General features: G+C 50.1%; 8 protein-coding genes and 2 pseudogenes. 2 read left to right on the top strand and 8 right to left on the bottom strand.

Going from position 1 to position 12,271, the window contains the following annotated elements; translation table 11 throughout:
• Positions 1–183: 183 nt before the first annotated feature.
• The 3 genes and pseudogenes from CAG65_RS14655 to CAG65_RS14665 form a co-directional block, all read right to left on the bottom strand.
• A pseudogene (locus tag CAG65_RS14655) lies at positions 184–739 on the bottom strand (group II intron maturase-specific domain-containing protein); the annotation flags it as partial.
• A gap of 223 nt (positions 740–962) precedes the next feature.
• Entirely contained in the window at positions 963–1,976 is a 1,014-nt protein-coding gene (locus tag CAG65_RS14660; RefSeq protein ID WP_161454126.1) for a GlxA family transcriptional regulator, read from the bottom strand.
• A gap of 90 nt (positions 1,977–2,066) precedes the next feature.
• Positions 2,067–2,759, bottom strand: coding sequence for a cysteine hydrolase family protein (locus tag CAG65_RS14665; RefSeq protein WP_040902113.1), 693 nt, complete (start codon positions 2,757–2,759; stop codon positions 2,067–2,069).
• Between the two features lie 282 nt (positions 2,760–3,041).
• On the opposite strand from CAG65_RS14665, the gene CAG65_RS14670 reads away from it, so the two are divergent.
• Together CAG65_RS14670 and CAG65_RS14675 are read left to right on the top strand one after the other, a co-directional pair.
• Positions 3,042–3,359 carry a DUF1840 domain-containing protein gene (locus CAG65_RS14670; RefSeq protein ID WP_021703478.1) on the top strand — a complete coding sequence of 106 codons (318 nt, stop codon included), beginning with the start codon at positions 3,042–3,044 and terminating at the stop codon, positions 3,357–3,359.
• 219 nt (positions 3,360–3,578) lie between these two features.
• Positions 3,579–4,889, top strand: coding sequence for an oligosaccharide flippase family protein (locus CAG65_RS14675; RefSeq protein ID WP_161454127.1), 1,311 nt, complete (start codon positions 3,579–3,581; stop codon positions 4,887–4,889).
• A gap of 29 nt (positions 4,890–4,918) precedes the next feature.
• On the opposite strand, the gene CAG65_RS14680 is transcribed toward CAG65_RS14675, so the two are convergent.
• From CAG65_RS14680 to CAG65_RS14700, 5 genes and pseudogenes are all read right to left on the bottom strand, one after another.
• Complete coding sequence (locus CAG65_RS14680; protein WP_161454128.1) at positions 4,919–6,199, bottom strand: mechanosensitive ion channel family protein; 1,281 nt, start codon at positions 6,197–6,199, stop codon at positions 4,919–4,921.
• 375 nt (positions 6,200–6,574) lie between these two features.
• On the bottom strand, positions 6,575–7,732 hold the full coding sequence (locus CAG65_RS14685; RefSeq protein ID WP_237668821.1) for an MFS transporter: 1,158 nt from the start codon (positions 7,730–7,732) through the stop codon (positions 6,575–6,577).
• A complete protein-coding gene (locus CAG65_RS14690) occupies positions 7,722–9,272 on the bottom strand; it encodes an ABC-F family ATP-binding cassette domain-containing protein (RefSeq protein WP_161454129.1) in 1,551 nt (516 codons plus the stop codon). The genes CAG65_RS14685 and CAG65_RS14690 overlap by 11 nt, the downstream gene beginning before the upstream one ends.
• Positions 9,273–9,661: 389 nt before the next feature.
• A pseudogene (locus CAG65_RS14695) lies at positions 9,662–11,082 on the bottom strand (diguanylate cyclase domain-containing protein).
• Positions 11,083–11,266: 184 nt separating this feature from the next.
• Positions 11,267–12,154 (bottom strand): LysR family transcriptional regulator, encoded by an 888-nt coding sequence (locus tag CAG65_RS14700; protein WP_161454130.1) that lies wholly within the window; start codon positions 12,152–12,154, stop codon positions 11,267–11,269.
• Positions 12,155–12,271: the final 117 nt, after the last annotated feature.

The following is a 12,271-nucleotide window of genomic DNA, read 5'->3' on the forward strand; positions in this document are numbered from 1 at the left end:
CATAGGAGGATATAAGTAAGTTTATAATTTGTAGTGAAAACAAAGATAATAACTGGCGAAAGATGGCTCTCGCTAAAGCATCTATGTCGAGTAGACGACACCTGATACCAAGTGTCGTCCCTCTAAGAGCCCAGCGCGCAACTTTCACCGCACTGAGCAAGGCACCAATTGGCACCCAGCAACTTATGAAGCAGCGAGAGCAGGCTCATGCCAAGAGTTACGGTATTGTTTCTTTGATTTTCTCTTAGGCAAGTATTCTTGATATTGAGGATCAAAAGGCGTAGCGGCACTCGTGATTTTCACATGTCTCTCTATTGGCACCTTAACTATTTGAAACAGATTGAACTGACAATCCATATTCATGATCTTCTGCCAACCGTGAAATTGCCATTGACTTTGACGGTTGATGAAATATTCAAGGGCGATCCAAGTTCTAGATTTTGTTGGATGACGCCTTTTAGCCCAGAGCCATAACATATGGAATAGCTTGTGGCCTACATATCCGAATAACCTGTTTCGCAACGCAGTGTCGATAGTAATTCGACCAGCCCCTGAGTTTCGGATTTATCAACTTGATTAAAGCGTTGACGGGGATAGTTGCGTGCTTTTTGATGAGTTCGCGCAAGTTACTCAAGAACAGCAGTGTGCTGGATTTGCTCGGTTTAATGAGCACTTTCCCTTTGTACTTCCTATGATTAAAACCTAAGAAATCAAAACCACGGCTGATATGGGTAGCGTGTAGTGGGTGATTGATTATGGCCAGTCCGTTAGAGGCTTTGCAATATTAAAAGTAATCCATTAAATACTAATTTAGCAAAGTCATTGAAACGTTATTGTCCAAAAACGTTCTAGGCAGTCCTTTCATCTCAATGCTAGGCGGAAGAACTCAAAAGTTTCTGCCCTTTCTGTATCCATCTGCTCCGGAAGTGACGCCGTGACCTTTTGTTATGACCGCAACACCTTTAGGCAGAACTTTTCTTACCACGTTCTCCCCTAAACACCTGCCGATAACTTGCCGGCGAGATATCAAATTGCTGTCGGAAATGTCGTCTTAACGACGTGGCCGAAGCAAAACCCGCTTGTTCGGCAATGCGGTCTATGGCTTGATCTGTGGTTTCTAAATAGTGCTTCGCGGCCATCAGACGTTGATTGACTAACCATTGCGAGAAGCTGCTACCCGTGGCTTGTTGGAAGCGGCGTGTGAAGTGGCGCCTGCTCATACATGCTTTTTCTGCCATAACGTCGACCGTAAGCGGCATGGAAAGGTTTTCAATCGCCCACTCCATTATGGCGGATAACGGCTCACGCTGGTTCACAGCCGGAACGGGCACATCAATATATTGCGCCTGACCACCTTGTCGATGTGGCGGTACCACAAGATGCCGAGCGACCGCATTGGCCGTCTGTGAACCCCAGATCTGACGCACGATGTGCAGGCAACAGTCAATGCTGGCAGCGGTACCCGCGGAGGTAACAACGTCGCCGTTGTCGATGTAAAGCACCTTCTCATCAACCGATACTTGTTTATAACGATCACGAAAACATTGTGCCCAGCGCCAATGCGTGGTCGCTGTTCGGCCATCAAGTAATCCAGCCGCCGCGACCACAAACGCCCCCATGCACAAACCTATGATACGGGCCCCTCTGGCATGAGCTTGTTGCAGGGCGTCAAGAATACACGCTTCTGGTTGATGTGCGGGGTCGTCCCAGCTTGGCACGATGATGATGTCTTTTGAACTCATCGCTGCTAGCCCCTCTTCGACGATCATCGAAAACCCGGCACTGGTTTTTAGCACCCCAGGCTTCGCCGCGCAGATCGTGATCTCACAAGCGGGCGTTCCATCGACATTTAAGACTTTTTCAAACACTTCGTACGGCACCGACAAATGAAAAGGAATAATGCCATCAAAAACCACGATACCAATCGTCACTTTTGAAAGGTGGCCTGATTCGGGCTTGCTCACTGCATGTATCATCTGCCTAGTATTCCTTTTGCGTCGTTTCATTCAAAGATACCAGCTAATACCCATTTTGGTATCAGCTGGCGGTGTTACGCATGCAGTTCGTTATCGTATCACTGGCATGTCTACGATTGCTTGCGTGGTCTTAATATCAGCAAACACGTCGGCCACACCTGCGATGGCAGCGCGTTGCAAAGTGATGTGATCAACCACGCTTCCATCCCAGTTAGCCAAATCACGAGTAGCCGTGGCGTCTTCCGCGATAATCACTTCGTAGCCCATCGGCACGGCATCACGGGCCGTTGTAGACACACACATGTGAGTCATCAGGCCGGTAATGATCAAAGTTTTAATCCCCTTCTCTTTCAACTGCTGGTCCAGGTTGGTGCCAACAAATGAGCTTGGGGTTGCTTTGTTGATGACAAAATCGGTATCCAACGGTTGCAGATCCTGATGGAACTCCGCGTTCACACTTCCTTCGGCAAACAATGGACCGTCAGCAGCCCCCACATGACGCACAAAATAGACGGGCATCTTGTTCTGATGCGCAAAACCAACCACCTGCTTGGCTTTTTTTAGTGCTTCCTTGCCATTCGGAATAGGCATACGCCCCGTGTAATATTCGTTCTGAAAGTCAATCACCAGCACCGCGGTGGAACCTGCATGGAGTTCTGTCGGCGCTTGAGCCTGAGTCATCGTCCGGATCGTGGGCGCTGACGTGGCATTCGTAGATTCCGCGGCGGCCGAGGCCGTTGCCATTGAAAGTGCCAGTGCACTGCAAACTGCTGTTTTTTTCATTCTCGTTCTCCTCACGTGTTTTCGTTACAGGCGCGATTGCCTGATGTGGGAGCAGTATGCGGAATGCGCGATGTTGCTGACAGTCTGCTTTGTGACGAAAAACAGTACTTTTGGGCCAAAATGAACACACCGAACATTTCAGGCCATCAGCGGATGTTGATGTGACATTATCGTATGTTCAGTAAACATGGCTGTGCTATGGTTTATAGAGATTATCAACGCGAATCAGAGTGTTGCAGCTTAGCTGCTAAGCCTGATTGGTCCACTTTAAGAGGATTCACTATGTTAATTACCTTTCGCTGTAAGGCATATGCAAACATTACGATGTTTGGTGATGTGGGCTTGCAGATGCTAAAACTGATGGGACACAGTGAAACCGTACCCGGCGCTATTCTGGCGAACGATGTCCCTCAGGCACTGGAGCAGCTCAAAGCCGCGGTAGAGGTAGAAAAACGTAAAGCTGCCAACGCAGAACCCGAGAATGATTCGGATGAAGATGCCGAGCCAGCCATCAGTGTCAACCATCGGGCTTTACCTCTTATCGAACTGCTCAGCGCCGCCGTGAAAGAAAAATGCGATGTGATGTGGGAGTCAACGTAACAGAAACGTCTTGGAATTGAATTCGCTTTAATCTATCTAAGCGCCAGTTGTATCTGGCGCATTCGGAATGACACTATTGTCTGAGTAACAGTGGTGACATCACCCTCCATATATTGAGTTCATCGAAAAGCGCGAGTCTCAATCTGCGTGACCTAGCCCCTCCACTCTCCTATCCTGTTATCATTAGATGAATTATCTAAATCAAATCAGAGAACTACTGTGACGGTCGAATCCAAACCCTCAATCAAGCTTGGCATTAATGGTGTCATTTTGCTCGCGGCCATTCCGGTCAGCTTTCTGGCTGATTATCTGTTTAACCTGACACTGAGTGGACGTTTAACCAGCCATGAGTACGGCGACTATAAAGTGGCGTACGCCTACGCGGTGCTGGCGTCAATGGTGATTTTGCTGGGTGGCGATCGTGTGGCACCGAAAATGTTATCGGCCACGTTAGATCAGGGCAACAATCGTCCGGTGTGGTCGTTTGTTCGGTTTTATCTGAAAACAGCCACACTGCTGTCCGTTGTGTTGATCATTGTCACTTACGCGGGCAGTTATCTGCACCTGTTTGTCAGCGGTTCGGACCAACACCACCCCTTAGTCTTGATGTCGTTTGTATTGCCGCTGATCGCGGCAGCGGCTCTGTTCAGCCGGGTGTTGCAATCCGGTAAGTTCTTGATCCTCTCCAACCTGCCATGGCGCGTCGCGCTGCCTCTGATAAAAACCGCCATGATCGTTACGATTTTCTGGCTATTCGGCTCACTGGCACTGTGGCAGGTCATCGCCTGTGGCGCGTTAGCCGTGTTAATTCTGGTGAGTTGGCAGTGGTTCAAGCTGCGTCAACTGGCTTTGATTTCTGTGTCATCGGCGGCGGCGAAACACCCGACCAACCACCGTGAGCTACTCAAACAATCGCTTCCCATGATGGCCGCCGTGCTGGTCACCGTGGCGCTGAATCAAATTGATCTGTTCATGCTCGAATGGTTGGCCGAAGAGCATGAAGTCGGCCATTTTGGCGCCGCTGCGACGATCGCTCATATTCTGCCGGTGGCACAGACGACAATCGCAGGGTTGTTTCTGCCGCTGCTTGGGATTGCGGTTCATGAAGGCAGTAAACAGAGCATGGCCGTTTACCATCAAGCACAAAAACTGATTTTCTGGGTACTCGGCGGGTTATTTGTCGTGCTGCTCGCCTTGCGACATACTCTGCTCGGAATGTTTGGTGAGGAATACCTGGCAGCCAATCAGGCACTTACTCTGCTGTGTGGCGCGTATGCTGTTTGGGGGCTGGCGGCTTTTTCGTCCACCTGGCTGCAATACGTAAAACGTGGCAGAAACGTCGTGTGGATTGGTTTGACTGGCATAGGTCTGGACGCTGCACTCAACCTTGTGCTGATCCCTCGATATGGCATTGATGGCGCGGCGGCGGCGACGTTACTGACTCTTTTCAGTTGCAGTGTTGCGATCTGGCTCTATCAACATCATACCTTCAAAGTAATAACTCACGATCAGGATTATCAACAAGCGTAAAAAAAGCTCCCTTGCGGGAGCTTCTTACTTTATCCGTTACTCACTTGTGCCAGTGGGTTTGGCTTTGGCCGTTCCTGATGCCATTGGCGGAAGTCACTGCCCGTCGGCGCCTGCGCAACACGCAAGTTAAACTCTGGCATCACCGCGTACAGGTGGTCAAAAATGTCCGACTGAATACGCTCGTATTCAACCCACGCCGTTGTGGTGGTAAAGCAGTAGATCTCCATTGAGATACCGTCATGCGATGGCGCAAGCTGGCGAACCATCAGCGTCATATTCTTATGAATTTCCGGATGCGCACGCAGGTAGCGCTCAAGATACGCGCGGAAACTGCCCAGGTTGGTCAGACGACGACCATTGATGGTGCTGGTGTCATCGACGTTGTGCTGTTCATTATAGAGCGTGATCTCTTCAACTTTGTTTTTGATGTACGGTTCCAGAAGTTGCGCTTTCGTCAGATCGGCAACTTCCTCATCACTGAGAAAATGTACGCTGGTCGCATCAATCATCACGCTACGCTTGATGCGTCGGCCGCCGGAGTCAGTCATCCCTTTCCAGTTTTTGAACGAGTCAGAGATCAGTGCGTAAGTCGGAATCGTTGTGATGGTCTTATCCCAGTTCTGCACTTTCACTGTGGTCAGGCTGATGTCGATCACATCACCATCCGCGCCGTATTTCGGCATCTCCAACCAATCACCTACACTTAGCATTTTGTTGGCGGACAGCTGCACACCCGCAACCAAACCAAGAATGGGATCTTTAAACACCAACATCACGACCGCTGTCATGGCACCCAGACCACTCAACAGAATCACCGGGGATTTGCCTATCAGGATGGAGGTAAACAGCAATGCCGCAATCACAAAAACGATGATTTTGACGCTCTGAATGATGCCTCGGGTCGGCATATTGCGCCCAACCTGGGTGCGGTTTACCAGCACATCGACCACATTGAGCAGCGAGAACAGCGACAACATCGCGTACAACACAACCCACAGCGCGACAATCGTCAGCAACATTTCGCGGATTGCGCTCTCCTCGGACAGCCACAGATTGGCCTGAATGCCGATCACAATCCCTTGTATCAGCAGCGCTACCCGACTGAATAAGTTGCCGCTGAACAGTTCATGTCGCCACACGGCCTGAGACTTGTCTGCGCTGCGTTTCAGCCAGGCCACCACACCACGGTGCAACACCAGGTGGATGATGATAGCGATGAGCAGAATGAGTCCAAGCGCTTCACCGATTTGAATCAACTGCGACAGTTGAATGTTGTATTGACTGAGCCAATTTTCAAAGGACTGCAACATAAAAAACTCCGCTCCGAACTGGAGACTCTTCAAAAACCGTACATATGATTTTCATAACATACAGATGCGGAAACAAAAGCCACACTATCTTTGACTGTATCTGACTCGTTAAGAAAGCGTGATTGAAACCCATCTGTTGCGCAGTGTCACTCACTTATCCGCGAAACTCGTACTTCGCTTCAACAGTAAGCAACCCATTGTATGTGATACCGGGGCTACGACCAATGTTTTCGTGAGCGATAACCACAACGAATATACCTGACACCCTAGATGCGACCAAGGCAGTAATCAAGTCAGAAAAATCCTAAATGCTGTAACAGATTGCAACTGAGCAACGACCAAAACCGCCCAAACGACGGCTTTGGTTTAGAGCAATCAATCAGCCTCACTGACGGGGATTGGTTTTAGGACGGCAATCGCAGCGGCAAACAAACCCACCGCCAACACGGCAAGCCAGACGGCTCCCAGTGAGTAAGCAAAACCCGCCAGACCGGACCAGATCGCAACGCCCAAATGCATCATACTCATGCCCAGCGCCATCAAAGTGCCGCGATGCGAATCTGACAGCTGCGCAATGTGGCTTTGCAGCGCCGGCGAGCCGATTCCCCCGGCCAGAGACCAGAAAAATAGCACCGGCAAAAACATCAACACATCCGTTGCGGATGCACCGAACACCCAGGCGCTGCACAGCAGGCAGACCACCAGTGCAGCTCGCATCACAGCACGGCCGCTGCCCAAGCGTCGAATGGCTCGCGACATCACCATATTGCCCATCACACTGACACCACCAAGTACCGCGTACGTTAAGCCAACCAGTGCAATGTCCAGTTCAGTGGCATCACGTAAGCGCTGTCCCACCAGATTGAAGACGCCGATCCCCCCACCAAGGCCAAGCCCCATTGCCAGAAGCGCTCCGCGGGCGCCCGGAATCCGTAGCAGTTGCGCCATGGCAGGTTGCTCCGGTTTAGCCGTTTTGTTTTTGGCGTAATGCGCACCGCCCTGGGCAGCGAGCAATGCCGCCACCATCAGTGCCGCTGCACCTAACACGATAAACGCTGCGCGCCAGGACAGCCACTCTGTCAAAAAAGCCCCGATAGCCGGGCTGGTAATCATTCCCAAAGTCAGACCTGCCTGAATCAGAGTAATGTGCTTCATCGCTTTATCACCCGGTTGATCACCGGCCAATGCAAACGCGATCGGCAACATGCCGGCACTGGCTAAGCCAGTCATCACCCGCGTCAGTAAACCCACATCGAATTGGCCAACCAGACCAGTAGCGATCGAAGAAAGACCGAACAACACACAAGCTGGAAACATGATGCGCAGCCTTCCCCATTGGTCTGATAAGCGACCAAAGTACGGGGCGATAAACGCAATCGCCAAGCTGTAGGCAGTGATAAACAACGTGATCCGTTCTGCTGGCACGCCCAAATCCTGTCCGATGGGTTGCAAAATCGGGCCAAGCAGCAGCTCATCCGCCCCCACCAAGAACGCAATCAGGAACAACAGCGCGGGTAACATTTTATTTGGCATCACACATCTCCATCTTTGCCATATCAATCACTTTATCCGGCCAGTCGGCCAGAAAGTCCGGCTCGTGCGATACCACGATCACCGTGCCAGCGTAGGTACACAACGCCCGTTTTAACGCCGCTTTTACGTCGACATCCAAATGGGTGGTCGGTTCGTCAAGCACCAACACGTTTGATTTACTGACCGCCAGACACGACAACTTTACCTTGGTCTGCTCTCCGCCACTCAAACTGCGCGGCGGCTGCAAGGATTTATTGCCGCTGATGCCAAACTCCGCCAGCTTCTGACGCGCACTTTTGTCATTCAACTGACGACACGATGCACGCATCACCTGCATGGGAGTACTGTCCGGGTAATCCCAGTGTAAGTCCTGAGAAAAATACCCCCACTGAATGCCGTTGGCCTGTCGAATGTCCCCAGCAAGAGGATTGAGCTGACCGATCAGCGTTTTCAGCAGTGTCGACTTACCCAAGCCGTTAAAGCCAACAATCGCCAGCTTTTCGCCGCGCTGAATATCGAGATTGATCGCCGGTAACAAGGCATGTTGATAGCCTATCTCAAGCCGAGTTGCGGTCAGAACCGTCTGGGCACTCAAAGGCGCGTGAGAAAAACCAAATTCTGGCTGACTCTTTTGCTGCGGCTTGTTCACCCGCTCAATTTTCGCCAACTGCTTTTTGCGGCCGTTGGCTATCTTAGCGTTCACACCCGCACCGTTTTTGCTGATGTAGGCTTCAAGCTTGTCGATTTTCTGTTGTTGGGACTGATATTGCTTAAGCTGGTTAAGCGTCTCCTGCTCCTTCTGCGCCATCGCTTTTGCGTAGCCGCCTTTGTATTTTCGGATCTGTTGATGGTCAATGTCGCATATACCATCGGCAATCCGATTCAGAAATGCCGTGTCATGCGATACCACCATAAACGTACCTGAATATTGATTGAGAAACTCCGCCAGCCAGGTCACGTGATCCGTATCGAGAAAGTTGGTCGGCTCATCTAGCAGTAACACATCCGGCTCTTCCAAAAGCAGTTTAGCCAAAATCACTTTATGCCGCTGACCGCCACTCAAACCACTCATGTGTGTGGTCATTCCAAGTGGCAGAATACCCAGCCCCACCGCCACCTGTTCAACACGATGAGTCAGGCGGTAGAAGCCCCCTTCTTCCAGCAGCGATTGCAGCTCTGCCGCGCGATTCAGTGTTGCATCGGACACCGCTGATGACATTTGCGCATAGAGGCGATTCAGCTCGCGATCCGCAGCCAGTAAAGGCGCATAAGCAGTCGCCATAAAGTCGAATACTGACAGCGAGGGATCAATCTCAAGGTGCTGATCGAGGTAGCCAACTTTCACACCCGGCTGCCAGAGGATGTCACCGTGATCCGGCAGATATTCACCTTGTAATAGCTTGAACAAGGTACTTTTACCCGCACCATTTGGTCCGGTGACACCCAGATGCTCACCACGATGGAGAGCGAAATCGGCGTTTTGATATAAAACCTTGTCTTCCACCTGAAAGCCCAGGTGTTTGATAACTAATAAACTCATGTTTTTAAACCATAAAAAAGGGGCCGGTAACAAGTACCGGCCCCTGGAATCTGTACGATATTGATGTCTCTGATTTTCAGACACAAAAAAGGCCGGTGATAAAGCATTACCGGCCTACCTCTCTAACCATTACTTTCAGATGTCAGCTACCCTGCGCTGTTCACGCATTACAACATCTGATGAAGATTTGGTTTTTCAGGCTCCGAGCAACACTTCATCGTGTATTTGCGCGGAGCTCAGCCTTCTCACGAAGTTCTTGAACAGGATATAAATCATGGTAGAGAGTTATCTATAAAAACATTCGGCGGCAAAGTTAAGATACCGCCGGATAAAAGTCAATCACTAAAAATGGTACCATCGCGTCAGCGCAGATGGTGATTGCCGTAAGCTCAACCTGTTTCAATTCGGTTGCGTCCTTTGTGTTTGGCTTTGTAGAGTAGCTCGTCGGCTCTGGTCAGCAACTCGTTCGGGCTGTCTTGCTGACGAATCACCGTTGCCCCGACACTCACGGTAAAGTTCACTTCCGAGTCTTCATGCGTCACACTCACATCACGCAGTTCGCGTTGTAATCGAGCCAGAAGACTGCGCCCGCCTTCCAAACCCGTGCGCGGCAAAATGATCAGAAATTCTTCGCCCCCCAGCGGGCACAGAAATCCTCTTTGCGACACAGCTTGGACGCCAGTAGCGCGAATTCTCTCAACGCCTCGTCTCCGGTACGGTGGCCGTAGCTGTCGTTGATCGCTTTAAAATGATCGAGATCGAGCAGAGCGACCACGGCCTCGGTACGTTGATTTTGCGCAATGCGAATCTGTTCAAGCAGGATGCGCTCCATGCAACCTCGATTTGCCAGTCCAGTCAGCGCGTCCGTGTTGGCCATACTTTCCATTTGAACGTGTGCATTTTCCAACGCCAGCAAATCATTGTTACGTGCGACTTCATGCCCGACCCACTCGGCAAATAAACGGATTAACTCAATATCCTGACGAATAAACGGACGGGTCGGTTCCGGACTGGAAAAATTCAGCGTGCCATACCGCTTTTCATCAACAAAAATCGGCGCGCCAAGGTACGCTTCCAGACCAAAGTTCTTAAAACACGAATGGGTAGCAACTTCGCTGTCTGAGACGTGATGAAAACCCTGAACGTCATCGGCGTTATACACGTGACTGCAATAGGTCGCATCAAGCTCGAATGTCATGCCAGTCTCTAACGCATCATCCGGATGCACGGCACGCTGCACAATGTAATCGTTGCCGTCAATTTTGCTGAAGATACCGATCGGCAAGCCAAAGTGCTCTGTCCCTAATTTCAAAATCTCATCAACGCGCTGTTCAAAACTTAATTGTCTCGATGAGGTAATTTCATGCAGCTTATTCAATGTTTCTTCTGCGGATAATCGAGAAGATTCATCTTTGATCATCGCAATATAAAAAAGATTCTCGCCCGAGAAGTTTTTAATAACGCCACCAGAAGTCTGACCCTGAAATATTCGTCCGCCTTTTGTTTTGTAGTCTGCAATATACGAATCACTAATACATTCAGCCTCAACGTTATAACGTGATAAACCCAAGGTCTCATATTCATCATCCGTGGCATACAGAATGCGCGTGCTCGCCCCGATAACCTCACCTTCCTTGAAACCAAACAGCTTTTTGGCTGCACTGTTAATACAGACGATTTCACGTTGAAGCGTGGCAATAATGACGGCCGTATCAATATGCTCAAACACTTGGGACAGCACGTGAGAGTCCAATTCCGTATCAACATTTTGCAAATTTAAGGGCTTCATTCCGTCACTCCAATTGACCATACTTTCGCGCTGTTTCTGCCAGAGTATAACGCAAGGGCGATGATGTAAGCATACAGACCGTATCTATTGATGGAACATCACATAAAACGGGTTGTTAATTTCATTGTTGCGAAAACTAATGAAATTAAGCGCTATTAAATAGAATAGAACATGGTTTACATGTCCGATTCAAAATATGCCGACGTTATTGTTCAGACTCAGCCTGAGTGATTTTAGCGACCACTTTTAACGCCTGTTTATTGAGGTTAGATCCCTCCCAAGCCACCACAATCCGACTGGTCATTAGCATGTCCTCTATCTCCGCTACCGCCGCCGAGTTGTCCAGATGTTCGGCCAGTGAGCGCGGCACAATCGCAATCCCCAGCCCCGCCTGAGCCATCGCAATCGTGGTGCGCAGTTGCGGCGCGGCAAATTGACGCTCAAGCCGTATTCCGGCGTCTGCAAGCAGCGTGTTCATGCCATCAAACAAGGCTGGCCCGGTTTCACGCGGAAACAATAAGATTTTCTGCTCTCTGAGCTGTGTCATTTGAATACGTTTAAACTGCGCCAATGGATGACCGGCAGGAATCACAGCAACAAACGGATCATCAAACAGCCGTTTGCGTTCAAAAGGCTCGCTGGCATAACAAGGCAAACGCATGATCGCGAGATCTAGCTGTTTGTTCTTTAACTGAGAGGCCAATTCCGGCATGGGCAGCTCAGCGGCCTGCAAGTTGATGCCATCGCCCTGAATTCGCCCCATCCTTTCCAGAACAGGGATACAAGTCGATGTTGAGGTGGCAAAGCCGACTTTCACTTCCGTATTTTCGCCGCGCGCAATCTGCCTGACTTTCGCTTTGGCCCGCTCCGCGTCAGCGAGAATATTCACCGCATCGGTATAAAACACCTCCCCAGCGCGAGTGAGCTCTACCCCTCTGGACAAGCGTTTAAACAGATCCACACCCAATTCATGTTCCAACTTTTTGATCTGTTGACTGAGTGGCGGCTGAGCGATGCCAAGCTGTTCGGCAGCCCTTGTAAAATGGCGTGTCTGGGCAACCGCGACGAAATACTTCAGGTAACGGAATTCCATATTTTTTCCATATCAAAATAAATCTTTTTTATATTGGATTTAGCACCCGGAGGAAGTCAATCTAAATATACACTTCATTGCATAATTGGTTTAACTCATGCGTGGATTCTACAACCC

It is taken from the genome of Vibrio sp. V39_P1S14PM300, from assembly GCF_009904765.1.
In the GTDB taxonomy this organism is placed as follows: domain Bacteria; phylum Pseudomonadota; class Gammaproteobacteria; order Enterobacterales; family Vibrionaceae; genus Vibrio; species Vibrio proteolyticus.